The following is a 23,642-nucleotide window of genomic DNA, read 5'->3' as shown; positions in this document are numbered from 1 at the left end:
AGATGCCCGACAGCTACGTCCACCGGCACGTGGTGACCTTCGACGAGACGAACCTCGTGGGGAACGTCTACTTCGCCCACTACCTGCACTGGCAGGGCCACTGCCGGGAGCACTTCCTGGCCGACCACGCGCCCGGCGTCATGGCCGCGCTGGCCGACGGGCTGGCCCTGGTGACCGTCGACTGCCACGCCGACTTCTACGCCGAGGGCAGCGCCTTCGACGAGGTCGAGGTGCGGATGATGCTGGACCGGCTGGACGGCCACCGGATCGCGATGTCCTTCGACTACGTCCGGGTGGCGCCCGGCCCGCCGACGCTGCTGGCGCAGGGCCGGCAGACGGTGGCCTGCATGCGCCGGGCCGGGCACGGCCTGGAACCGGTCGAGGTGCCGGCCGAGCTGCGCCGGGCGCTGAGCCGGTACGCGGTGGTGGCCCGATGACCGTCGGCATCGTGGGCCGGGGCCGGATGGGCCGGGGCCTGGCCGAGGCGGTCCGGCAGGCCGGCCTCCACCCCCTCCTGGTGCCGGGCCGGGCCGACCCGCGCCGGGTGGCCGACCTGCTCGACCGGGCCGCGCTTGTGGTGCTCGCGGTGCCGTTCCCCGCCGCGGTCGAGTTCCTGCGGGGCCCGGCCGGGCGGCGCGGCCGGGGTCGCACCCTCGTCGACCCCACGAACCCGGTGTTCTGCGAGCCGCCGGTGGTGCCGCCCGGCCGCTCCGGCGGCGAACTGCTGGCCGAACTCGCCGCCGACCGGGCCTCCGGCCCGGACCATCCGGGCGAGGGCTGGCGGGTGGCGAAGGCGTTCAACACGGTGCCGGCCGGGGTGCTGGCCCGGTGCCGGGTCAACGGCCTGCCGGTGTCGCTGCCGGTCGCCGCCGACCATCCGGCGGCGCTGCGGGACGTCTTCGCGCTGGCCCGGGCACTGGGCTTCGCGCCACTGGACGCCGGGGGCATCCGCACGGCCCGCCACCTGGAGGCGCTGACCGGGCTGCTGATGGCGGTCAGCGACCGGCAGGGCCTGCGCGGCCAGGTGTCCATCCACATCGGCGTGCCGAGCGGCGACCGGACCGTGTGGGAGCCGGCGTGCCGGGCCGGCTGACCGGCTCAGCCGAGCGGGTTGCCGGCCAGGCCGAGCAGCCGCAGGCAGCGCGACATGGCGGCCGGCGGCCCGGAGACCTGCACCGAGCCGGCGAGCACCGCCTCCAGCGGGTCCAGCCGCCGCACCCCGAGCTGGAAGAAGGTCTTCGCGTCGGTCTTCACGTGGAGTGTCGCGTCGGGCGCGGCGGTGGGGTGCAGGACCGCCCGGCCGCCCTCCACCACGACGTGGAACTGCTCGCCGTCGACGTCGAAGCCGTAGACCTCGTCGATCCCGGGGGCGCGGGTGTCGTCGAGCATCGCGTCGGTGGCGAGGATCGCCCAGGCCGGCCGGGTCACCGAAGCGGCCGGCGGCGGCTGGTGGGCGGCGTAGGTCAGGCCGAACCGGGCCAGGCTCAGCACCGGCTCCCGCATCCGCTCACCCAACTCGGTCAGCGCGTAGCCCGCGGTCCGCCGCTGCGGATCGAGCGGCCGGACCAGCCCCGCTTCGACGAGGAAGCCGAGCCGGTCGGCCAGAAGGTTGGTGCCGATTCCTTGCAAAGCATCGAGGAGTTCGCCGTAGCGACGGGGCCGGATCAGCAGCTCCCGGACGATCAGCAAAGTCCAGCGTTCGCCGAGAACGTCCAGCGCATAGGCCAGTCCGCACTGTTGGTCGTAGGTGCGTCGGTCCTTCAGCAGCCCCATCGCTCGCTCCCTTTCGGGCATCCCATCCCTTCACTATTCCATGGTTCCGGCTCCGGAGAGGACCGCCAGATGACCGCCCTCGCCAGCTCCACTCGTACCGAAGTTCCCACCACCCGGCGCCGCCCGGTCGCCGCCGTCGCCGGCGTGCTCGGCGGCCTGGTGCTCGCCGTGCTCTGGTCGTTCGAGTTCGTCGACCACGTGATCGGCGACAACGTCGCCAACTCGGTGCTCGGCACCGACGCCAAGCAGACCGCCATCGCCGGCTCCGCGGCCGGGGTGGTCTTCGCCTTCGTCTCCGGGTTCGCCGGAACGTTCACCGCCTGCAACATCGCCGTGTTCGGCGCGCTGCCGGACGTCGCCGAGTGCTCGGCCGCGCCCCGCCGCGGCCGGCTGGCCGCCGCGCTGGCCCCGCTGGGCTGGCTGGCCCTCGGGCTGGTGTCGGTGGCCGCCGTGTACGGCTTCCTGGCCGTCCTCGTCGGCTCCCGGCTGCCGCAGCTCTCCACGGACACGGTCGGCGACGGCCTCCCGGTCCGGCTGGTCCAGGCGTCCGTGGTGTTCGGCGTGATCGGGCTGGCCTTCGCCTGGCTCGGGCTGGCCGCCCTGGGCCTGCTGCCCGACCCGTTCGCCGGCCGGCCGGTGGCCCGGCTCGTGACGCTTGGCGCGCTCGTCGGCGGCTTCCTGGTGGGCCGCCCGTACCCGCTGTTCCACAAGTTGCTGGAGCAGGCCGTGGACAGCCACAACCCGTTCTACGGCGCGCTCGTGCTGGTGCTCCAGTCGCTCGGCAACGTGCTCATCATGGCGGTGCTGGCCCTGCTGCTGGTGCTCGGCACCCGGGGCGCGTTCCAGCGCTGGCTGTCCCGCCCCGGCCGGGCCGCCCTGCTCGTCGGGGTCAGCCTGCTGGCGCTCGGCGCGTTCCTGGTCTTCTACTGGGACGTCCGGCTGCCGGCCATGTTCGGCTACGGCTGGTTCCCGACCATGCCGTGGAACGCCTGATGCTCCCCGCTCTCCGGCACGGTGGCCGCCGCCAGCGCCACCGTGCGGAGGAGCCGGTACCGCGGGACGCCCGGCCCGGGCCGGGCGTCCAGCAGGGACTCGTCGACGAGCCGGTCGAGCACGGCCCCGAGCCGGGCCGGCGGGACCAGGCCGGCGCAGCGGGCGGCCGCCTCGTCGCGCGAGAAGCACCGGTCACCGGCGGCCAGGCGGGCCAGGCAGGCCCTCTCGACCGGGGCGAGCGCGGCCAGGCTGCGGTGCAGCGCGGCGCGCAGCGAACGGTGGTGCTGCGGATGGCCGCGCCGCTGTGGCCGCAACTCGTCCAGCGGGTCGTCGACCCGGCGCAGCACCCCGTCGAGGCTGTCGGTGTAGAGGCAGGCGGCGGCCAGTTCGATGGCCAGCGGCAGGCCGTCCAGCCCGCGGCAGATACGCGCCACGGTCACCGCGTCCGCCGGGGCGAGGCGGAAGCCGGGCCGGACCAGCCCGGCCCGGTGGACGAAGAGGCGCACGGCCGGGTTGTCCGGCAGCGCGTCCGGGGCATCGGTCCCGGGCAGCGGCAGGGGTGCGAGCCGGAACACCGCCTCGTGGGCGAGCCCGAGCCGGCGGCGGGAGGTGACCAGCATGGCCGTGCGCGGGCAGCGGTGCAGGGCATGCTCCACCATCTCGCCGGCCCGCGAGCCGAGGTGCTCGACGTCGTTGAGCACCAGCAGCATCCGCTTGTCGGCTACGGCGCGCAGCGGGTCGGCGTTCGGCCCCGGCAGTTCCAGCGTCTCGGCCAGCAGCCGCAGCACCTCGCCGCAGTCCCGGGCCTCGGCCGCGTCGACAGTGGCCACGCCGTCGGGGAACGCGGCGGCGACGCGTTCGGCGACCGCCAGCCCGGTGGCCGACTTGCCGCAGCCGGCCGGCCCGACGATGGTGACGGCCCGGTGCGCGACGAGCAGCGTGGCGCAGCGGGCGACGTCGTCCTCCCGGCCGATCAGCGGGCCGATCGCCGGGCCGGGTCCGCGCCAGCCGGGCCGCCGGTCGGGTTCGTCCGCCCCGGCCCGGGACGGCGGTTCGACGCCCGGCCCCGGCTCGTCCCCGGCGTGCAGCAGGGCGGCGTACATCCGGCGCAGCTCCGGACCGGGCTCGACACCGAGTTCGGCGCGGAGCCGGGCCCGGACGCTCAGGTAGTGGTGCACGGCGGCGGCCCGCTGCCCACTGCGGGTCAACGCCTCCAGGTAGCGGGCCTGCACCGCCTCCTGGAGCGGCTCGACGGCCGCGAGCTGCTCGGCCACCGGGAGCACCACCGACGCCTGGCCGAGGCTCAGCCCCACGGCGACGTGGCGCAGGCCGGCATCGACCCAGTCGGCGCGCAGCGCGGTGAGGTGCCGGGGGCTGGCCAGCAGGCCACTGAGGTCGGCGAGGGTCGGGTCCTGCCAGAGCCCGAGCGCCGCGTCGAGCAGCTCGAAGGCCTCGTGCGGCGCGCCGGCCGCCTGCCGGGCCCGGGCCCGGCCGAGCAGCTGCTGGAAGTGCGACGCGTCGACGCGGTCCGGCGGCACGTCGAGCCGGTAGCCGCCGGGCACCGAGGCGATGACGTTGGTCCGGGCGCGCGGCGCGGTGTCCGGCTCCAGCACCTGGCGCAGCCGCGCCACGTACGTCCGGACGAGCTGGTCGCCGCTGGCCGGGGCGTCGTCGCCCCAGACCGCCTCGGTGAGCGCGCCGACCGGGACCGGCTGCCCGGGGTGCAGGGCGAGGTAGCCGAGGACCGCACGCTGCCGGGACGGCCCCAGGGGGATCTCGGTGGTGTCACGGAACGCGGCGACCGGGCCCAACACCTTTATCCGCACAGTGTCCACGGCAGCACCCATTGTCGCCTCCCCCCATCAAGAGGCTAGGGGATCCATAGAACGCTGTCCATGACGGTGCGCCACGTTCGGATCACTTAACGCACACCCCATCCCCGTGCAAGGAGGCGTTGATGCTCCCGGAGAACCCCCTCCCCGGCGACCGCCCCGCCGGACTCTCCCGCACCATCCCCCGCCAGTCCCGCCTGGCCCTGGCCACCCGTGGCGCGTTCGTGGTGGCCAGCAGCGCCGCACACCTGCTGCCCGCGGCGGCCGGCGCGGCGGTGCTGCGACCCCTGCGCGGCCGCACCGCGGCGGCCCGCTTCTTCTACCGCCGGCTGGTCCGGCACCTGCAACGACTCGGCCCGGCGCCGGTCAAGTTCGGCCAGATCATGGGCACCCGGCGGGACCTCCTGCCGCCCCTGCTCTGCGACGAGCTGGGCCGGCTGCACGACCGGGTCCGGCCGATGTCCGGCCGGCAGGTGCGCCGCGCGCTGCGCGAGGCGTACGGGCCGGACCTGAGCCGGCACTTCACCGAGGTCGAGACGACGGCGCGGGCCAGCGGCAGCATCGCCGGCGTCTACCGGGCCGTCCGGCCGGACGGCCGGGAGGTGGCGCTGAAGCTGCAACGCCCCGGCATCCGCCGCCGGATGGCGCTCGACCTGGCCCTCATCCACGGCGCGGCGGCGCTGGCGGAGAAGCTGCCGCCGGGCCGCGGGGTGCCGCTGGCCGAGCTGACCGGTTTCGTCTGCGCGGCAGTGCTCGGGCAGCTCGACTTCGCCGGCGAACGGACCAACCTGGCCGAGCTGCGGCGCAACTTCGCCGAGTCCGACAACGTGTGGATCCCGGCGACGCTCCCGGAGCTGTGCCGGCCCAACTGCCTGGCCATGGAGTTCATCCCGGACCTGGTGGCCCGCCCGGTCGCCGAGATCGATCCGGCCCGCCGGCCCCGGCTGGCCGCCCGCACCGTGAGCGCGGTCTACCAGATGCTCTTCCTGGACGGCTTCGTCCACTGTGACCTGCACCCGGGGAACGTCTACTTCAAGGGACCCCGGGTGGTCGTGCTGGACGCCGGGTTCAGCATCCGGCTCGACCCGACCGTACGCCGGCAGTTCGCCGACTTCTTCCTCGGCCTGGCGCTGGGACGGGGCCGGCAGTGCGGCGAGGTGGTGGTGGACAGCGCGGTCCGGGTGGCGCCCGACGCGGACGTCGACGGCTTCATCGGCCGGGTCGCCGAGCTGGTCAAGCGGAACACCGGGGTGCCGGCCAAGGAGTTCCAGCTCACCCGCTTCGGCACCGAACTGTTCACCCTGCAACGGGACTTCGGCCTGTACGCCGCGTCCGAGTTCGTCTTCCCGCTGCTGTCGCTGCTGGTGATCGAGGGGACCGTCCGCGACCTCGACCCCGACATCGACTTCCAGGCGGCGGCCCGCCCGATGCTGCTGCGCGCCGCCGCCGAGACCGCCCACCTGGCCCCGCAGCGCCGGGCCGGCTGACCGCCCCACGAGGAGGAAACCGTGACCGACCGACCGCACACCGACCGCAACGGGCTCCTGACCAACCTGAACGGCCGTCACCACCGGACCGCCGTGATGCTGTTCATGCTTGTGGTCCTCGGGCACTGGGCCGAGCACATCGCCCAGGCCGTGCAGATCTGGGGCCTCGGCTGGCCCGTGCCGAAGGCCCGCGGCGTGCTGGGCCTGCCGTTCCCGTGGCTGATCAGCTCGGAGTGGCTGCACTACGGCTACGCGCTCGTCATGCTCGTCGGCCTCTGGGCGCTGCGCCCCGGCTTCACGGGCCGGGCCCGCACCTGGTGGACGGTGGCGCTGGCCATCCAGTTCTGGCACCACATCGAGCACCTGCTGCTGCTGGTCCAGGCGCAGACCGGCGCGCACCTGGCCGGCCGGCCGGTGCCGACAAGCGTGCTCCAGTTCTGGTTCCCCCGCGTCCAGCTGCACCTGTTCTACAACGCGGTGGTCTTCCTGCCGATGGTCGTGGCCATGTACCACTACCTGCGGGACTCCGGCCGCGGTGCGACCACCACCGCGCCGGACCGGGCCGCACCGCACCGGGTGTCGGCATGACCTCAGCGGATCCCCGCCGGGGCGTGGCGCTGCGCCGCGTCCCGGCGGCGCTGGTGCTGCTGATCGGCGCGGTGGTGCTGCTGCGGCCGCTGTTCCGGGTGCCGGAGGACCCGGTGGTGACCGCCACGCCGGCCCGCGGGGCGGTGCTCGCCGCCGCCCCGCCGGCCGTGGAGCTGGCCTTCGGCAGCCGCCCTCGCCGGGGCGACGCGCACGTCACGGTCACCGCCGCCGCCGGGCAGCGGGTCGATCGCGGCGTGGCCACGATCCAGGGCACGGGGGTACGCGAGACGCTGCCCCCGCTCGACGAGGGCTGGTACGTGGTGGCGTACCACGTGACCCTCACCGACGGGTCCGAGCCCAGCGGCGCGTACGCCTTCGCGGTCGGCCGTCCGGCGGGCCCGCCGCCACCGGTGGACGCCGACGCGGCGGCGCCCGCGGAGGCCGAGGGCCACGCCGGCCACGCCGGGCCGCCCGATCCGCTGACCCTGGCGGTGCTGGCCGCCAACGCCGTGGTGCTGGTGGTGCTGGGCGCCCGGCTGGTCTGGTGGCGACGCCGCCGGAGGTCCGGATGACCGCCCTCCGCCGGCGTCGCCACCGGGTCCTACCGGCTCCAGCCGTGCGGGCCGGCGTCGACCCGCTGACCGTTCCCGGTGCCGTTCAGGTCGGCCGGGATGTCCAGGTCCCGGCCGGGCGGCGCCGCCGGGAACGAGTCACCGAACGCCCGCTGGCAGAGCAGCGCGGCCCGGCCGAACGCGCCCACCCAGTAGCCGGTGAGGATCTTGCGTTCGTCCAGCGGCGGGGCGATCGTGCTCAGCGCCTCCCAGTTGGAGTGGAAGACCTGGATGATGCTGCCGCCCAGCCCGGCCGGCTCGATCCAGAGGTGCCCCTCCAGCTCACCCGGCCAGCCCGGCCGCCCGAGGCGGAACTCCAGCCGCGGCAGGTACGACGGGAACTGCTGGTACGCCTCGACGTGCCGGGTGACCGTCATGGTGGCCACCCCGCTGGCGTCACCGAGAATCAGGCCGACCTCGCTGCCGGCGTCCAGGCTGCCGCTGGTGCGGCTGAGCCAGAACTGGGTGGCGGGGGTCGAGGTGAGCAGCCCCCAGACCTCGAAGGTGGTGCCGGGCAGCTCGGTCTGCACGTAGGGGCCCATCCGCCGCCAGGGCCAGCGCCACGGCACCCCGGTGCGGATGAAGTCGGCGAGCTGGTCGAGGATGCCGGGCCAGCCCATGCCGTTCCAGGACCGCCAGTCCGACGGCGGGTTGAACGCCTCCTCGACGACGGTGACCTGGGTGCCGTGCGGCGTCGCGGTGAGCTGCCAGGTCACCTCGGTGGCCGGGCCCACCCCCACCCAGCGCCAGAGGTACGACAGCCGGCCCTCGCCGCCCGAGGCCGGCTCCCGCACGTCCCGGATCCGGCAGAAGAAGAACTCCCCGTCCTCGAAGTCGAGGATCGCCTCGCCGTCGGCGGTGGCCCACCCGCCCCGGCAGACCGCGAGCCACTGCGCGACCTGCTCCGGATCGGTGAGCGCCGACCAGACCCGGTCGGCGGGCGCGGGGATGTGGACCTGGCTGACCAGCCGCTCCCAGCGGTCCTGGGCCAGCGGGTAGCCGCCGTTGCGGTGCAGCAGCGGGAAGTCATCGGGTGCGACCCCGGTGAAGCCCGGTCGGGGCTCCAGCCGGGGAGCGGGTGCGCTCCGGTCGTCCACGGGCATGCCAACCTCCGACTGTCGTCGCTCCTTCGGGTTGCCGCGCCCCGGCCGTGGTGGGCGGGGCGGTCGTGCCGGTGCGGGAGACCGGCCGGAGCCGGCCTCCCGCACCGTGGGGAATCACATCTGGTCGGGCTTCAGGTAGCCGCCCATGTTGAACCGGAGGCTGGTCAGGTACGCGACCGGCTGGCCGTCCGGGTCGTTGACGTCGAGCAGCGGCATCATCCGGTAGATCTGGCCCTTGCCCGGGGCGCCCGCCGGCGGGATGCTGCGCACGTCGTCGATGGTCAGGATGATCGGCTCGCGGTTCATCAGCTTCAGCCCGAGCTTCGGCATGTCGAAGATCGCGCCGACCGCCATCCGGCAGGCCTTGGCCGACGGCCCCTCACCCGCGTACGGGTCGAACGGGGTGCGGATCTGGCCGGCCGAGAGGCAGTCCGGGTTGAGCGTGACGGTGATCTTGCCGAGCTCCTCGCACTCACCGACCATCTTCATCTCGATGAGGTTGGTGTAGACCTCGGCGTCGGCCCACTCGCCCGAGGTGGACGGCGACCGGACCACCCGCACCCAGCCGTCGAAGGCGACCGTGTACTCGCCCACGCCCGGCACCGCGAAGGTGTCGATCGAGTTGATGCCCAGGTTGTCGATGCCGGGCTCCGGCGGGGTCCACGGGACGACCGGGGCGCCGGCGTAGACGTTCGGCACGCCCTCGGTCTGGACCGGGCGACCGAAAAGAACGCTCTTGGTGCTCATCTCTGGTGTCCTCTTCCTTCGTTACGGCAGCAGGGTGGTGTGGTCGCAGCAGGTCAGGCCGGGCTGGTCCGCCACGCCGTCCTGGTTCATGTCGATCTCGCCGTCGACGGTCGAGTAGACGTCGCGCGAGTTCATGTCGATGACCCCGTCGCCGTCCCAGTCGTTCAGCTTCCCCTTGAAGGTGCCGAGGATGAACGCGTTGGTCATGTGGCCGATCTCCGGGTCGTGCAGCGTGGAGAGCACGCCGTTGCCCGGCTGGAGGATCTCCTCCATGGAGCGGCCGGCGATCCGGGCCAGGTTGATGTAGCCCCAGCCCTGGAAGCGACCACGGACGTAGCGGATGGCCGCCTCGTCGTGGATCTGGAACTTCGGGTCGAGGTGCCAGGTGCCGTACCGGGCGAAGCCGATGTTGGCCTGGCGGGTGCCCTCGCTCGGGTCGTCGGCGTGACCGGACTTGAAGAACGTCCGGGGCACCAGCGACTCGAAGAAGAAGTTCCCCCGGTCCCGGCGGGTGCGGTCGGTGAACCCGCGGAACAGGTAGTTGTCGCAGTGCGGCGAGCCGTCGGCGTGCAGCCCGTCGATGGTCTTGGCGATCACCAGCTGCCGCTCGCGGGTCGCCACGTTCGGGCAGGCGTGCGCCTGGCCATAGATCCGGGCCAGGCCCTGCGGGGCCAGCGAGATCTTGCCCCAGTGCTGGTTGGAGTCGTCCAGCCGCACGTACAGGTCGCAGTGGATCAGCAGGTAGATGGTCTCGTCGAAGGTGCGGCCCGGGGTGAACTTGCCGGCCCGGCCGTCGAACGCCGGGTCACCCGTCTGCAGCTCGCTGCGGAACAGGTGCGACCACTCGGCGATCTCCGGGTCCGCGTCCTTGGCGAACTTGCTGAGGCTGGCGACCGCGTGGGCGCCGCCCAGCTTCTCGATGGCCCACAGCGCGTCCCAGCGGACCTCGCGGTTGGGGTCGTGCAGCACGGCCTGGCCGAGCAGCTCGATCGCGTCCGGCAGGTCGCGGTCGGCGTACTCGAACAGGGCCTGCTCGCGCATGGCCGCGTCGGGGTGGTTCAGCGCGGCGTCGCGCAGTTCCTGGTTGGTGCGGTTGTCCAGCCGGACCGCGACCTTGTTCAGCGCGTACCCGAAGTCGCTCGCCCAGGCCGCCGGGTCACCGGCGACGAAGCGCGGGTCCATCGCCGGCAGCGTGGTCCGGTAGGAGAAGTTGAGCGCGTCGCGCTGGTCCGCGGTGAGGGCGTCCAGGTTGACCGGTGCCGCGTCGGCCGGGACCGCCTCCTCCCACGCACCCTGGGCGCCCTCCGCGAGAGCACCCGGCGACTTGTTGCAGAGATCGATTGCCATTGCTGCCTCCTTCGGCGCTTTCTGGCCTGTGCCTCGACGCTAGGGGCTCCGCGTTCCCTATATTTCTTTCAAGTTGCTCAGCCTCGTGATTGCTTCAAGACCACGATCGATATATCTTTATGAAGTTGCTGAGTGGAAGGTGCCCCATGTCACCTGAGCCCCTCTCGCGCCCCTCCCGGATCGCCCTGCGCGCCCTGCGGCCCGCGCCGGCGCCCGTCCGGCCCACCCCCCGCGCGACCCGCTGGCGGGTGACCGGCCCGGCCGACCACCCCCTCGTCCGGCACCTGCGCCGGCAGCCCTATCCGGCCGCCGGACCCGAGGCCGACGTGCTGGTCCTCGGTGGACGGTGGCCGGCCGGCGGCGCCGGGGTGCTGCTCGACGCGTACCAGCGGGCCGCCGGGCGGCAGCTCACGCTGGTCCACGACGGAGCCGGCGGCGGCAGCCTGCTGCGCGGGCTCGGCGCCGGGGACGGCCGGCCGGTCGGCACCGTCGCGCTGGGCGACCCCACCCCGGCGGCGTTGCGCCGCGCCGCCGGCCTGCTCGCCGCGCCGTCCGCCGCCGACGAGCTCACCGTGGCCGCCGACGGCACCGTGCACACCCTCGGCTGGCGGGCCGCCCCGCTGCCCGGCCGGGCGCCACGCTTCGCCGGGGCCACCGTCCTGGTCACCGGCGGCCTGGGCGGGCTCGGCAGCCGCCTCGCCGTCGCCCTGGCCGCCGCCGGCGCCGTCCCGGTCCTGCTCGACGTGCGTACGCCTGACGACGCCCCGCCCGACGTCCGCCGGATGCTCACCCTGCTGCGGCGGCGCTGCCCCCGGGCCCGGCTGCTCACCCTCGACCTCACCGACCCGGCGGCCGCCCGCGCGGCCCTGGCCGGGCTGCGGCCCACCGCGATCGTGCACTGCGCCGGCCGGATCGCCGGCGGCACCGGGGTACGCCTCGGCCCCGCCGAGGTCGACGCCCTGGTCGCCGCGAAGGTCGCCACCCTGGAGACGGTGCTCGCCACGGTCCGCGCGAAGCGGCTGCGGGCGGTGCTCACCTTCGGCTCGCTCACCGCGCACGGCGCGCACCCGGGGCTCGCCGGCTACGCCCTCGCGAACGAACTGCTGCACCGGGCCACCGCCCGGTACGCCGCCACGCACCCCGGGGTCCGCTGCTGCACCGCCGAGTGGTCACTCTGGTCCGGCGCCGGGATGGCCCGGCAGGTGGCCCGGGTCGCCGCCCGGCACCTCGGCATGGTGCCGGTGCCGGTGGCCACCGGTGTCGCCGCGGCCACCCGGCTGCTCGCCGCGCTTGTCGACGCCCCGCCCGACGAGGACCTGCCCGACTCGCTGCTCGTCTGCAGCGAGCGCCCCGGCACGCAGGGCGCCTGGTCGGGGCGGCCGGAGGGCGTACCCGGAGTGGACGCCGCCCTGGTCGTGCCGGCCGGCGGCGACCTCGACATGGCGATGCGCGCGGTGGCCGAGGCGGCGGCCGGCGGCGCCGCGTTGATCCCGGACGGGACGGCCGGTCCGGGCGCGCCGCTGCTGGTCCGGGCCACGGTCACCGGTGACGGGGTGGACTGCGTGGTCCGCTCCGGCGCCGACCCCGACGGGCCGGCACTGCGCAGCTCCCGCTACCGGCTGCTGCCCGCCGGCACCTGAGACACCCGGTCCGCCCGCTCCTGAGAGAGGTGAGCACGATGCCCGACGGATACCTGAAACTGCCCGACGACTGGGTGCGCGTGATGGTCAGCGTGCCGGCCCCCGTGGACGAGGTGTGGGAGGCGGTCACCGACCCGCGGCGGGTCGCCCAGTGGTTCGGCCACCTGTCCGCTCCCATGACGACCGGGGCGAGCACCCGTGTCGACTTCGGTGACGGCGACTTCTTCGACATCGAGGTCGACCACGTCGAGCCGCGCGACCGCCTGCTGTTCCGGTGGAGCTTCCTCGGCGTCGGCCCGGAGTGCCAGGTCGGCTGGACGCTGACCGGCGGGGCGGAGGCCACCACGCTGACCGTGGACGACAGCTGCCCGGGCCGCCCCGGGTCGGAGGTGGCCCAGCTCAAGGCCGGGTGGCTGGACTTCGTCGGCCGGCTGGCCCGCTACCTGGAAACCGGCAAACCCTCCCGGTACGACTGGCGGCAGGAGATCGACGGCAGCGTGGTGCTGCCGAACGGCTCCTGGCACCCGCTGCGCGAGGAGACGGTGGTCGACTGGCTCCCCATCGCCACCAACGGCGCCGGCCCCGGCTGGTTCTTCGTGGTCGACGAGGAGGGCCCGCGCCGGTTCACCCTGCGCGACTGGCAGCTCGACCGCGAGCGGGCGCTCACCTTCGCGGTCGAGATCCCCGGGGCGCGCACGGTCACCGCCTGCCAGGTCCGGACGGAGCCGGGCGAGCGCGGCCGTACGCTCTCCGTCTCCCACCAGGGCTGGCACCGGCTGGGCCTCAGCGACCTCCAGGAACGGACGCTGCGGCACCGGTTCGCCGCCACCTGGACGGCCGCGCTGTCGCTGGCCGAGGAGTGCGCCCGCACCCGGCAGGAGCTGCCGTGACCGCGATGGCCCACGACCGCGCCGCCGTCCGGGGCGACCGCACCGAGCCGGCGCACCGGCGCGGCCGGTCGACAGTCCTCCAGCAGCACCGGGATGCGGTCTCCCGGGTCGTCCGGGCCATGCGGGACCGGCTCGACGAGCCGTGGACCCTGTCCCGGCTGGCCCAGGTGGCGTATCTCAGCCCGTTCCACTTCAGCCGGGTGTTCCGGCTGGTCACCGGCACCCCGCCGGGGCGGTTCCTGTCCGCGCTGCGGATGGCCGAGGCGCGCCGGCTGGTGGTCTCCAGCCGGATGAACGTCACCGACATCTGCACCACGGTCGGCTACAGCAGCCTGGGCACCTTCACCACCCAGTTCACCGAGCAGGTCGGGGTCGGGCCGGGCCGGCTGCGGCGGCTGGACGCCGCGCACGGCGACCGGCCGCTGGAGCACGTGGTCGCCGCCGGGACCGGGCCGGCGGAGGAGGACGAGCCGCCCGGGGGCGTGGTCACGGGCACCGTGCACGCCCCGGCCGGGGACGCCCGGCTGGTGCTGCTCGGGCTCTTCCCCACCCCGCTGGCCCAGGGGCTCCCCGTCGCCTGCACCAGCGTCACGGGCGACGGCCCGTTCGCCGTCACCGGCGCGCCCGAGGGCACCTGGCACCTGCTGGCCTGCGCCCACCCCGAGGCGGTCACCGTCGGCGAGGTGCTGGCCGGCGCCCGCGATCCGGACGTGTGGGTCGGGGTGGCCGACGCGCCGGTGGTGGTCCGTGCGGGCCGCACCACCGGTCCACTGGCCGTGCGGCTGGCCCCGGCCCGCCCCATCGACCCGCCGATCCTCACCGGCCTGCCGGTGCTCCCCCTCGCCGCCCGCCCGTGAGCCGCGGTGGCCTCCCTGACCGGGAGGCCACCGCGTCCGGAGCGGGTCACGCGTGCGGGGTGGGCGCCGGTCCACCGACCCGCTGGAAGTCGACGTCGGGGCTGATCCCGCGCACCGTGCCCTCGACCACCAGCAGGGACATGAGCGGGAAGGCGAAGTCGGAGGCGGCGTAGATGCCGTACCGCTGCTGGAGGTCGTACACGCCGTTGCCGAAGACCGACATGTCGAACTCGTTGTCCGGGCCGGCGGTCCGGGCCACCAGCTCCGCCACGTCCCGGACGAAGCCCTCCCGGTCCAGGCCGGCGCCGGCGTTCACCGCGCTGGCCAGCACGATCTCGCCGCACCGCCGGCCGTCCCCCGCTCCCAGCCGGGCGAAGAACTCACCGATCGCCGCCCGTACGCCGTCGGGCAGCTGGACGCAGTAGCCGGCATCGAGGACCACCACCCGCTCGTCCCGGGTCAGGTAGAGGTTGCCCGGGTGCAGGTCGCAGTGGACGAAGCCGGCACCGAAGAAGAGCCGGTGCACGGCGGCCAGCACCACCTCGGCGAGGTGCGCCCGGACCCGCGGGTCGAGCCGCTCGACCGTCCGCCCGTCCAGATCCGGCAGGTACTCGAAGACCAGGCAGTTCGACGCCGACCGGTCCCGGTGCAGCAGTGGCACCCTGACCTCCGGCAGCTCGGCCAGCTCGCCGCGGAGCCGTTCGCTGTTCGCCGCCTCCCGGTGGAAGTCGAGCTGGCCGAGGATCGCCGCGCTGAGATAGCCGACCAGGTCGGCGATGGGCATGCCCCGCATCTTCGGCGCCCGTGCGGCCAGCCGCGCCATCAGCTCGACGAGCCGCAGGTCCGCCCGCATCCGGTCGTCGATGCCGGGCCGCTTGAGCTTCAGCGCCACCACGGTGCCGTCGTCCAGCACGGCCCGGTAGACCGAGGCGATGCTGCCGCTGGCCAGCGGCTCGGGGTCCACCGAGCGCAGCACCAGCCGGGGCTGTTCCGCCCGGGCGCGGCGCAGCGCCTCGCCGGCCGCCGCGGCGGACATCGGCGGCACCTCGTCGAAGAGGGTGCCGAGCCGGGCGCAGAGCGCGGGCGGGAGGGCGTCCCGGCGGGTGCCGGCGATCTGGCCGAACTTCACGAAGGTCGGGCCCAGCCGTTGCAGCGCCCGCACCATCCCCCGGTAGCGGCGGTCGGCCGCCGCCTCCGGCCCCCGGGTCACCCGCAGTACGAGGGACGCCGGAAGGGTCCGCAGCGCCTCACCGGACGCCACGGCGACGATGGCCAGCACCCGCAGGAACATCCGCAGCGACATCTGACACTCCTCACTCGAAGGCGAACATCTCCGCCATCTGCCGCAGCCGCGGACCGGCCGGGGCGCGGCGGATCATCTGCTCCCGGATCCAGCAGGCCACCGGGTTGCTCCACTGCCCGACCCGGCCGAGCATCCGGGCCTGGCGGGTGAGGCCGTCCGCCCGACGGCGGCGCGCCGCCTCGTACCGGGGCAGGGCCTCGGCCACGTCGTCGTCGCGCAGGCAGCGGCCCAGCACGACGGCGTCCTCCAGCGCCTGGCAGGTGCCCTGGCCCAGGTTCGGGGTGCTGGGGTGCGCGGCGTCGCCGACCAGGACCACCCGCCCGGCGCTCCACCGGGGCACGGGCGCGCGGTCGTAGATGTCGGTGACCAGGACGTCCTCGTCCGGGGTGGCGGCCAGCACCTGCGGGATGGGCGCGTGCCAGCCGTCGAACCGGGCCGCCCAGACCCGGCGGGGCAACTGCTCACCCCAGCCCCGGCGCAGCGGCATGGTGGCGAACCAGTACGCCCGCCCCTCGGGCAGCGGGAACAGCCCGAACTGGGCGGCCCGGCCCATGGTGAGCAGGCCCGGCGCGGCGCCGAGGTCGTACCGGGCGATGCCGCGCCAGACCGGGTAACCCGCGTAGCGCAGCGGGTCCGCGCCGCCGCCGAGCAACTGGCGGCGGATCGTCGAGCGCAGTCCGTCCGCGCCGACGAGGAGGTCGCCCACCTCGGTGCCGCCGTCGGCGAGGGTGACGCGTACCCGGCCGCCGTACTCCGTCCAGCCCACGCAGCGGGCGCCGGTGCGCAGCATCCCCGGGGAGAGTTGGGCGCGCAGCGCCTCGACCAGGTCGGCACGGAGCAGCGCCAGGCCCCGGCCGCCGAAGCGCTCCGCCATCAACCGCCCCGGCACGTCGTCGAGGATCCGCCCGTCGGCGGCGCGGATCTGGTTGCCGTCGGCCGGGCAGCCGGCCGCCCGTACCGGCTTGTCGGCACCGACGGCGGCGAGTGCCGACAGGGCGTTCGGCCAGAGGGTGAGGGCGACGCCGGAGGGCCCCTCGTCCGCGCTGCGTTCGAGGACCAGCGCGTCCCAGCCCGCGTCCCGCAGGGCCAGCGCGGTCGCCAGCCCGGCCGGCCCGCCGCCGACGACGAGCGCCCGTCGAGTCGTCATGTCGCCGCCTTTCCGCCTCAACTGCGGAAACGGTAGAGCGACGTGCCGGTGGGCCGGTTCTCGCCGATTGCTGTTCCGTTTCGGCGGCCGGAAAGACAGCAACACCGGATAAGGGGAAACACCCGGGCGCGCGCGACGATCGACGGGTATCCCGGGTGCCGCGACGGCCCGGTACGACGAGCGCGCGGCCCGACCCATCAATTCGGAGGTTGCGGTGTCAGCACCTGACAACAAGGCGGTCGTGCGGCAGCTCATCGACGCCTGGAACAACGGCGACATCAACGCCCTGATGACCTTCTGGTCACCGACGATGGTGCACCACGGCCGGGCCGGCACGATCAGCGCCGAGGACACCGCGGCCGAGATGCGGCGCTTCCTCGACGCCTTCCCCGACCTGCGCATGGAGCTGCACAGCATCGTCTCCGAGGGCGAACTCGTGGCCACCCGGATGACCGTGCACGCCACGCACACCGGCGCGTACATGGGCATCCCGCCGACCGACCGCCCGGTGAGCTGCGCCCTCATGGGGCAGTTGCGGATCGTCGACGGCGTCGTGGTCGACCACTGGGGGGTGGCCGACGCGCTGGGCATCCTCGTGCAGATCGGAATGCTGCCGTCCGAACTGTCCACCGCCTTTTCCTGAGCAGCCGGGCAATTTCGAGGAAACGGAGAGACCGACATGACCGGACACCACCCGGATCTGGCGCAGCGCAAACGCGAGTTCGAGGAGACCGTGCGGAATTTCCGCAAGGCGGTGCTGTTCGACTACGACCTCACGGCCGTGCAGCACGTCCTCGCGCCGGGCTTCGTCGACCATTTCGCCCCGCCGTGGGACCCGCCGAGCCGCGACGGCGTGGCGCACCGGTTCGACCACGCGAACCAGGTGCTCACCACCCGCAAGGTCGAGGTGCTCGTGTCGGTGTGCGAGGGCGACATCCTGGCCCAGGCCATCCTGCTGCACTTCGAGCACACCGGGCCGTTCATGGGCATCCCGGCGACCGGCCGCCGGTTCGAGATCGGCGGCTCCAACACGTTCCGGTTCGAGAACGGCAGGATCGCCGAGCACTGGGGCGTCTTCGACGTCGCGAAGATCCCCGACCTGCTGGCCGGCGAGCCGGGTGCGGCCGGCGGCTGGTCGTCCATGTGGGACCGCGAGGAGATCGGCACCGCCGGCAAGGGCTGACGACCCGCCACCGTGATGGGCCCCGCCGGCGATCCGGCGGGGCCCACGTCGTGGGTACGGCTCGGTGCTGCGGAAGGGCGACCCGGGCGGATGTCCCGCCCGGGTCGCCTCGTCGGTCCCCTCGTGGTCAGCCAGCCCGCCACCCGCCCGGCGGCGGTGCGGCCGCCCGCTGGAAGACGGCCGCGAACTCCCGGGCGAAGTCGCCCAGCGACCGGGGCTCGGCGCCGGTCAGCCGCCGCACGGTGTCGGTGACCGCCTGGACCCGGCCGGCGGCGATCAGGTCGTTGAACACCGCCACGTCCTCGGCGTACCACTCCTCGGCGCCGAACTGCCGCAGCATGGCGGCCACCTGCTCACGCGGCACCGGAAGGTGGCGCACCGGGACACCGGTGGCCTCGGCCAGCACCTTCGCCGTGTCGTCGAAGGAGAGCGCCTCCGGGCCGGACAGCACCAGTGTCTCGTTGCGCGCCCAGTCGGGGCAGTCGGTGAGCACCGCCGTCGCGGCGGCCGCCACGTCCCGCGCGTCGACCATCGCCACCCGGCCGTCACCGGCCGAGCTGCGGATCGCGCCCCCGGCCACCATCCCGAACAGGTTCTGCATGAAGAACGCCAGTTGCAGCACGGTGTGGTCGACCGCGGAGTTGACCAGCAGCGCGTTCGCGTCGCCCTGCCAGACGCCGTGCCGCAGCGGCGACTCGCGTCCGGCGTCCAGCACCGACAGCTTCACCACGTGCCGCACGCCGGCGCGTACCGCCGCGTCGATCGCGTTGCGCTCCTGGGTGAGCTGCCCCCGGCTGGTCGCCGTGAGCACGAACAGCCGCTCCACCCCGGCCAGCGCGGCGTCCAGGTCCGCCGGCCGGTTCAGGTCACCGGCGACCAGGTCCGCGGCGTCCCCGAGCTTCTGCCGGGCCCGCTCGACGTCGCGGACCAGGGCCCGGGGCCGGACGCCGGCTCCGGCGAGCAGCCGGACCAGCTCCGACCCGACCCGGCCGGTGGCGCCGGTGACCAGGATCGTCCCGCTCATGCCGACTCCTGGTGGTTCTCGACGGTCACGTCCTTCTCCGGCAGCTCGCCGGTCAGCAGGTACCGGGTGGTCAGCTCGTTGACCACCGGGTGCCCCCCGAACGGGAAGAGCTTGTGGCACGCCGTGTCGGCGGCGAGCACGAGCCGGCTGTTCTCCGGCAGCAGCTCGCGCAGCCGCCACGCCCCGACCGCCCGGGTGAAGATGTCCGCCTCGGACTGCACGAGCAGGATCGACCGGGCGCTGTTCCCCGGCCCGATCTCGGTCAGCGGCTCCACGGGCGAGGTCGGCCAGAACGCGCCGGCCTTCACCGAGGCCAGGGTGCGCCCGATGAACGGCAGCTCCGCGCCCACACTCGCCATCTCGGCCTCGTACCGGTCGAGGTCGCGCGGCCAGCTCGACTCGCCGCAGAGGATGGCGAGCTGCCCGGCCGGGGTGCTGTCCTGGCGCTGGTTGACAAGTCCCATCAGCTCGCCGACCGCCGGGCCGGGCACCGGGTCGCCGTGCACCGCGGCCCTCAGCACCGCGCCGAGCAGCGGGTACGTGCGGTCCGCGGTCAGCATCACCACGGTGAAGAACTCCAGCGCGAACCGGTCCAGCGGCATGGGCAGCCCGGGCACGGCCAGCGGCTCCCGGCCGGCCCGCTCCAGCAGCTCGTCGTAGCGGGACCGGACCGCCGCCGCGCTGTCGCCCAGGCGCAGCTCGCCGTCGCGCGCCGCGGCCCAGCCGCACCAGCGGTTCACCGCCGCCTCGGTGCTGGCCGCGACGTTGAGGAAGAGCCCGCGCCAGGGCCAGTCCGGGCTGAGCACGCTGTCCAGCACCACCCGGTCGGCCCGCTCGCCGAACAGCTGGGTGTAGACCGCGCCCAGGTAGGTCCCGTACGACCAGCCGAGGTAGGAGATCCTCTCCTCGCCGAGCGCGGCCCGGACGACGTCCATGTCCCGGGCCACGTTGCGGGTGCTGGCGTGCGGCAGCAGGTCCAGCGCGACGTCGGCGACCTTGGCGGCCACCTTGGACTGGAACCGGATCTCCTCGGTGATGCTCTGGGGCCGGTGGAAGACCCAGAGCCGCTCCTCGGGCGTCCAGTCCACCTCGATGGGGTGGCTGTCGCCGCTGAACCGGTGGTCGAAGGCGACCAGGTCGAACCGGTCCAGCACCTCGGCCGGAAGCGCCCCGACGAGCTGCCCGATCAGCGGGATGCCCCGGTTGCCCGGGTCGTCGGGCGCGATCATCAGCACCCCGATCCGCTGCCCGGGATCGCCGGCGGGCCGGCGGGCCACGGCGATCTCGATGGTGCGCCCGGCGGGGTCGCGGTAGTCGAGCGGGACGGTGACGCGGCTGGTCTCCGTACCCGCCCCGCCCTCGGTCGGCTGCCAGGTCAGGCGCTGCCGGTGGAAGCGGGCCAGGTCGCTGCTGTGAACATCGACGGACATGTGACGTTCTCCCTTCAGGCCCGGAGCTCGTAGAGGGTGTTGAACGGGCTGGGCTCCATCAGCTTCTCGACGGTCGTGAAGCCGGCCTCCTCGCACAGCCGGTGCAGCAGCGCCGGCGGCAGCCCCATCAGTCCGGCCGGGTCGGCGGCGCCGGCCGCGAGGCCCTGCGGCACGTGCTGGAGGGTGCTGATCGCGTAGAGCATGCTGCTCACCGGGCCGGCGCCGGCCAGCGGCACGTCCTCGCCGTTGGTGGCCAGCAGCAGGAACACCCCGTGCGACTGGAGGGAGTCGTGGATGCGGCGCAGCAGCGCGGCCGGGTCGGGCGCCTCGTGCAGCACGTCGATCGCCAGCACGAGCGCCAGCCCGCCGTCGAGGTCCTCGGCCGGGTCGGCGGTGCTGAACCGGATCCGGTCCGCCACGCCGGCCGCCGCCGCCTCGGCGCGGGCCCGGCGGACGTTGATCTCGACTGGGTCGTATCCGACGAGTTCGAGCTTCGGGAAGGCCTGGGCGAGCAGGATCAGCGCCCGGCCGTCGCCGCAGTGCACCTGCGCCACCCGCCCGCCGACGGTGAGCTGCTCGGTGAGCCCGTCCACCGCGACCACCCACTGCGGGACGAGCACCTTGCCGAGGCGGTTGGCGTCCTTGTGCCAGATGGTCTCGAACAGCTCCGCCGGGTACTCCTCGGGGTGCAGCCCGGAGCCGGTGCGGAAGCCCTCGATCACACCGTCCAGCACCGCCGACAGCGCGGGCACGAGCTGGGCCATGTCCCCCATGTAGAACGGCCCGTTCTCGTCACCGAGGGCGGCGGCCGGGCCGGGCGGCAGGGCGTACCGGCCCTCGGCGTCCCGGGTGAGGTAGGCGGCGCTGGCCAGGGCCAGCGCCCACTCGCGGACGTACCGCTCGTGGTTGCCGGTGCGGCGGGCGAGTTCCCCGGCGGTGGCCGGCCCCGAGCGGGCCAGGTCGGCGAAGAGGCCGAGCCGGCTGCCGAGGGCGCACATGACGACCACGCCGGCCGCCGACACGTCGCCGACGAAACGCTGCATGAAGGCCATCAGCGCGGACATGTCCAACTGCCCCGGCGGGCCGGGCGGCTGCTGGGCTTCGGAGGTCAGGGTGGGCTGGTTCACGGTGATCACCTCGGAGGGGGACGGGGCTCGTGGCCGGTCGGTCGGGACGGGCGGGTCACCAGTGCACGGGGATCGCGCCCGGGGTCCGGAACGCGGGCACCGGCAGCCACTGGAGCTGGTCCTCGGGCACCGCCAGCCGCAGGCTCGGGAAGTCCCGGGCCAGGCCGCCGAGCAGCGCGGTCAGCTCCATCCGGCCGACCGGGGCGCCGAGGCAGTGGTGGATGCCCTGGGCGAAGGTCAGGTGCGGGTTGGGCCGCCGCGCCAGGTCGATCCGGTCCGCGTCCGGGAAGACCGACTCGTCGAAGTTGGCGGCGTTGAAGGAGGGGATCACCGGGTCGCCGGCCGGGATGGTGACGCCGGACAGCTCCACGTCGGCCACGGCGATCCGCACCGAGCCGAGGCCGCCGCCGGCGGACTGGGAGTGCCGGAGCAGTTCCTCGACGGCGCCCGGCACCAGCTCCGGCTCGGCGTGGAGGGCCGGCAGCCGGGCGGGATCGCGCAGCAGGTTGAGCACCAGGTGCACGATCTCCGCGGTGACCGGCTGGTCGCCCGCGCCGATCAGGTCGAAGACCAGCGCCACCAGCTCGTGGTCGGCGAGCTGGTCGTCGCCGGTCGGGGCCACCAGGTCGCTGAGCGCGTCCTCGGCCGGTTCCTTGCGCCGGCTGCCGACGAGCGCCGCCAGGTACTGCTGGAGGCCGCCCATGGCCGCCATCTGCTCGTCGGGCGGGACGGCGCCGAAGCTGAAGGCGGTGCGGATCCAGCCGGCGAACGGCTCGTACTCGTCCTCGGGCACGCCGAGCACCGTGGCGACCACCGCGAGCGGCAGCGGCCGGGCCACCGTGGCGAGCAGGTCGGCCGGCTGGTCGGCGGCCGCCAGCCGGTCCAGGTGGGCGGCGACGACCCGGTCGACCCGGGGCCGCAGCCGGGCCAGCCGGGCCGGGTCGAAGGCCCGGGCGGCCAGCCGGCGGATCCGGGTGTGGTCCGGCGGATCGAGGTAGAACAGCGACGGCATCGGTGGGATCGGGGCCAGTTTCGGCGCGTCCGGGCCGGTCAGTGCCCGGCGGCTGAACCGCTCGTCGCCGAGCACGGTGAGCACGTCGGCGTGCCGGGTGACCAGCCAGGCCCGGTCACCGGTGGGCAGGACCACCTGGGTGACCGGCTCGTCGGCCCGGAGCCGGGCGTACTCCGGCGGCGGCAGGCAGGGGTCGTCCTGGGGGAACGGGAAGGTGGCGTGGCGCGTGCCGGTCGCGTCGGACTGGGTGCTCATGCTGCGGCCTCCATGGTCGGATCGGTTTCTGGCCCCGCCGGATCACCAGGTGACCGGCAGCGCCCGCAGACCTCGGACGAATCCCTCCGTGCTCCAGGCCAGCTCGGCCTCGGGGACGGCCAGCGCCAGCTCCGGGAAGCGGTCGAGCAGTCGCCGGACCAGCTCCTGGAGTTCGAGCCGGGCGAGCTGCGAGCCGAGACAGGCGTGGATGCCGTGGCCGAAGGCGAGGTGCAGGTTCGACTCCCGGTCGAAGTCCAGCTCGTCGGGGTGGTCGAAGGCCCGGGGGTCGTGGTTGGCGACCGAGGAGAACGGGAAGACCGTCTCCCCGGCCCGGATCAGCACGTCACCGAGCCGCACGTCCTCGGTGGCGACCCGGGGGAAGACGCCGTGCGCGGTCTGCACCGGGATGTAGCGGAGCAGTTCCTCCACCGCGGCGGGCACCGCGTCCGGGCGCTTGCGCAGCCCGGCCAGCTCGTCGGGATGGGTCAGCAGCGTGTAGACCAGGTTGCCGACCTGCTTCTCCGCGGTCTCGTGCCCGACCACCAGCAGGGTCACCCCGAGGAAGACCAGCTCGTCCTCGCTGAGCCGGTCGGTGCCGTCCCGGGCCGCCACCAGCTCGCTGAGCAGGTCGTCGGTGGGGCGTACGCGGCGCTGCGCGACCAGCCCGGCGATGTAGCGGGAGAGGTGGCCGAGCGCCTCGGCGGTCTCCTCCCGGGTCCGGGTGAAGATCGACATGGCGGTCTCGGACCAGGCGTCGAACTGCGCCCGGTCCTCCTCGGGGACGCCCAGGATCAGGCAGATCACCCGCAGCGGCAGCCGGGCGGCGACCAGCGACATCAGGTCCGCCGGGGCGCCGGCCCGCTCGACGTCGTCGAGCAGCAGGTCGACGTGCCGGCCGATCTCCGGCCGTAGCTGCTCGACCCGGCGCTGGGAGAACGGCTTCGCCACCAGGCGGCGGATCCGGGTGTGGTCGGGCGGGTCCATGCTGAGCAGGGACACCTGCGTCATCGGCTGGGGGAACATCCGGGGCAGGTCGGCGCCGAGGATCTTCGCCCGGCTGAACCGGCGGTCGGCCAGCACGGTCCGGTTCGCCGCGTGGTCCAGCACCAGCCAGGCCTCGCCGCCGTACGGGAGGGTCACCCGGGAGACCGGCCGCTCGTGCAGGAGCTGCCGGTACCGCTTGTCGATGGTCAGGCCGACGTCCCGGGTGAACGGGTACGCGGGGGCCGGATCGTCACTACTCACGAGGCCACCTGCCGTTCCGGCGCGATACGGGCGGGGACACCGCTTCCG

Annotated in this window: 23 protein-coding genes; 11 read left to right on the top strand and 12 right to left on the bottom strand. The window is 74.4% G+C overall.

Annotated features, from left to right (window positions below):
- Positions 1–2 precede the first annotated feature (2 nt).
- Both GA0070603_RS20910 and GA0070603_RS20905 read left to right on the top strand, forming a co-directional pair.
- Complete coding sequence (locus GA0070603_RS20910) at positions 3–437, top strand: acyl-CoA thioesterase (protein ID WP_091316732.1); 435 nt, start codon at positions 3–5, stop codon at positions 435–437.
- Positions 434–1,093 carry an NADPH-dependent F420 reductase gene (locus GA0070603_RS20905; RefSeq protein ID WP_091316729.1) on the top strand — a complete coding sequence of 220 codons (660 nt, stop codon included), beginning with the start codon at positions 434–436 and terminating at the stop codon, positions 1,091–1,093. Before GA0070603_RS20910 ends, GA0070603_RS20905 begins: the two co-directional genes overlap by 4 nt.
- A 5-nt stretch (positions 1,094–1,098) precedes the next feature.
- Here GA0070603_RS20905 and GA0070603_RS20900 read toward each other — a convergent pair whose 3' ends face one another.
- The gene (locus tag GA0070603_RS20900) at positions 1,099–1,773 is read right to left on the bottom strand and encodes a winged helix-turn-helix transcriptional regulator (RefSeq protein WP_091316727.1); all 675 of its coding nucleotides are present in this window, start codon (positions 1,771–1,773) and stop codon (positions 1,099–1,101) included.
- Positions 1,774–1,842: 69 nt separating this feature from the next.
- On the opposite strand from GA0070603_RS20900, the gene GA0070603_RS20895 reads away from it, so the two are divergent.
- Positions 1,843–2,766 carry a hypothetical protein gene (locus tag GA0070603_RS20895; protein ID WP_091316725.1) on the top strand — a complete coding sequence of 308 codons (924 nt, stop codon included), beginning with the start codon at positions 1,843–1,845 and terminating at the stop codon, positions 2,764–2,766.
- On the opposite strand, the gene GA0070603_RS20890 is transcribed toward GA0070603_RS20895, so the two are convergent.
- Positions 2,730–4,601, bottom strand: a complete 1,872-nt coding sequence (locus GA0070603_RS20890) for an AfsR/SARP family transcriptional regulator (RefSeq protein WP_167544569.1) — start codon at positions 4,599–4,601, stop codon at positions 2,730–2,732. The genes GA0070603_RS20895 and GA0070603_RS20890 overlap by 37 nt on opposite strands.
- A 122-nt stretch (positions 4,602–4,723) precedes the next feature.
- On the opposite strand from GA0070603_RS20890, the gene GA0070603_RS20885 reads away from it, so the two are divergent.
- The 3 genes from GA0070603_RS20885 to GA0070603_RS20875 are packed head-to-tail and all read left to right on the top strand — an operon-like array spanning position 4,724 to position 7,245.
- Complete coding sequence (locus tag GA0070603_RS20885) at positions 4,724–6,085, top strand: ABC1 kinase family protein (RefSeq protein ID WP_091316722.1); 1,362 nt, start codon at positions 4,724–4,726, stop codon at positions 6,083–6,085.
- Positions 6,086–6,106: 21 nt separating this feature from the next.
- Positions 6,107–6,673, top strand: coding sequence for a hypothetical protein (locus GA0070603_RS20880; RefSeq protein ID WP_091316720.1), 567 nt, complete (start codon positions 6,107–6,109; stop codon positions 6,671–6,673).
- The gene (locus GA0070603_RS20875; protein WP_091316718.1) at positions 6,670–7,245 is read left to right on the top strand and encodes a copper resistance protein CopC; all 576 of its coding nucleotides are present in this window, start codon (positions 6,670–6,672) and stop codon (positions 7,243–7,245) included. The genes GA0070603_RS20880 and GA0070603_RS20875 overlap by 4 nt, the downstream gene beginning before the upstream one ends.
- A gap of 29 nt (positions 7,246–7,274) precedes the next feature.
- Here the strand turns inward: GA0070603_RS20875 and GA0070603_RS20870 are convergent, their stop codons facing one another.
- From GA0070603_RS20870 to GA0070603_RS20860, 3 genes are all read right to left on the bottom strand, one after another.
- Entirely contained in the window at positions 7,275–8,387 is a 1,113-nt protein-coding gene (locus GA0070603_RS20870) for an SRPBCC family protein (protein ID WP_091316716.1), read from the bottom strand.
- 114 nt (positions 8,388–8,501) lie between these two features.
- A complete protein-coding gene (locus GA0070603_RS20865) occupies positions 8,502–9,134 on the bottom strand; it encodes a DUF6073 family protein (protein WP_091316714.1) in 633 nt (210 codons plus the stop codon).
- A 21-nt stretch (positions 9,135–9,155) separates the two neighbouring features.
- Positions 9,156–10,481, bottom strand: a complete 1,326-nt coding sequence (locus tag GA0070603_RS20860) for a HEAT repeat domain-containing protein (RefSeq protein WP_091316711.1) — start codon at positions 10,479–10,481, stop codon at positions 9,156–9,158.
- A gap of 146 nt (positions 10,482–10,627) precedes the next feature.
- Between GA0070603_RS20860 and GA0070603_RS20855 the strand changes: the two genes are divergently transcribed.
- Genes GA0070603_RS20855 through GA0070603_RS20845 form a run of 3 tightly spaced genes read left to right on the top strand, consistent with a single transcriptional unit; the run spans position 10,628 to position 13,868 of the window.
- The gene (locus GA0070603_RS20855; protein ID WP_139131907.1) at positions 10,628–12,121 is read left to right on the top strand and encodes a KR domain-containing protein; all 1,494 of its coding nucleotides are present in this window, start codon (positions 10,628–10,630) and stop codon (positions 12,119–12,121) included.
- A 38-nt stretch (positions 12,122–12,159) separates the two neighbouring features.
- Positions 12,160–13,011, top strand: coding sequence for an SRPBCC family protein (locus GA0070603_RS20850; protein ID WP_091316705.1), 852 nt, complete (start codon positions 12,160–12,162; stop codon positions 13,009–13,011).
- Positions 13,012–13,016: 5 nt separating this feature from the next.
- A complete protein-coding gene (locus GA0070603_RS20845) occupies positions 13,017–13,868 on the top strand; it encodes a helix-turn-helix domain-containing protein (protein WP_244282738.1) in 852 nt (283 codons plus the stop codon).
- A 46-nt stretch (positions 13,869–13,914) separates the two neighbouring features.
- On the opposite strand, the gene GA0070603_RS20840 is transcribed toward GA0070603_RS20845, so the two are convergent.
- Together GA0070603_RS20840 and GA0070603_RS20835 are read right to left on the bottom strand one after the other, a co-directional pair.
- Positions 13,915–15,171 (bottom strand): ABC1 kinase family protein, encoded by a 1,257-nt coding sequence (locus GA0070603_RS20840; RefSeq protein ID WP_091316700.1) that lies wholly within the window; start codon positions 15,169–15,171, stop codon positions 13,915–13,917.
- A gap of 10 nt (positions 15,172–15,181) precedes the next feature.
- Positions 15,182–16,318: an FAD-dependent monooxygenase gene (locus tag GA0070603_RS20835; protein WP_167544568.1), complete on the bottom strand. Its 1,137-nt coding sequence runs from the start codon at positions 16,316–16,318 to the stop codon at positions 15,182–15,184.
- Between the two features lie 214 nt (positions 16,319–16,532).
- Between GA0070603_RS20835 and GA0070603_RS20830 the strand changes: the two genes are divergently transcribed.
- On the top strand, positions 16,533–16,961 hold the full coding sequence (locus GA0070603_RS20830; protein WP_167544567.1) for an ester cyclase: 429 nt from the start codon (positions 16,533–16,535) through the stop codon (positions 16,959–16,961).
- Positions 16,962–16,997: 36 nt separating this feature from the next.
- Positions 16,998–17,501 carry an ester cyclase gene (locus GA0070603_RS20825; RefSeq protein ID WP_091316692.1) on the top strand — a complete coding sequence of 168 codons (504 nt, stop codon included), beginning with the start codon at positions 16,998–17,000 and terminating at the stop codon, positions 17,499–17,501.
- A 127-nt stretch (positions 17,502–17,628) separates the two neighbouring features.
- Here the strand turns inward: GA0070603_RS20825 and GA0070603_RS20820 are convergent, their stop codons facing one another.
- Genes GA0070603_RS20820 through GA0070603_RS20800 form a run of 5 tightly spaced genes read right to left on the bottom strand, consistent with a single transcriptional unit; the run spans position 17,629 to position 23,594 of the window.
- The gene (locus tag GA0070603_RS20820) at positions 17,629–18,525 is read right to left on the bottom strand and encodes an NmrA family NAD(P)-binding protein (RefSeq protein ID WP_091316690.1); all 897 of its coding nucleotides are present in this window, start codon (positions 18,523–18,525) and stop codon (positions 17,629–17,631) included.
- On the bottom strand, positions 18,522–19,955 hold the full coding sequence (locus GA0070603_RS20815; protein WP_091316689.1) for an alpha/beta fold hydrolase: 1,434 nt from the start codon (positions 19,953–19,955) through the stop codon (positions 18,522–18,524). The genes GA0070603_RS20820 and GA0070603_RS20815 overlap by 4 nt, the downstream gene beginning before the upstream one ends.
- Positions 19,956–19,969: 14 nt before the next feature.
- Positions 19,970–21,082: a class I SAM-dependent methyltransferase gene (locus tag GA0070603_RS20810; RefSeq protein ID WP_139131906.1), complete on the bottom strand. Its 1,113-nt coding sequence runs from the start codon at positions 21,080–21,082 to the stop codon at positions 19,970–19,972.
- A gap of 55 nt (positions 21,083–21,137) precedes the next feature.
- On the bottom strand, positions 21,138–22,349 hold the full coding sequence (locus GA0070603_RS20805) for a cytochrome P450 (RefSeq protein WP_091316684.1): 1,212 nt from the start codon (positions 22,347–22,349) through the stop codon (positions 21,138–21,140).
- 42 nt (positions 22,350–22,391) lie between these two features.
- Positions 22,392–23,594, bottom strand: a complete 1,203-nt coding sequence (locus GA0070603_RS20800) for a cytochrome P450 (protein WP_091316682.1) — start codon at positions 23,592–23,594, stop codon at positions 22,392–22,394.
- Between the last annotated feature and the right edge of the window lie 48 nt (positions 23,595–23,642).

It is taken from the genome of Micromonospora chersina (assembly GCF_900091475.1).
GTDB classification, from domain to species: Bacteria; Actinomycetota; Actinomycetes; order Mycobacteriales; family Micromonosporaceae; genus Micromonospora; species Micromonospora chersina.
This window is presented reverse-complemented; position numbering and strand designations above follow the sequence as displayed.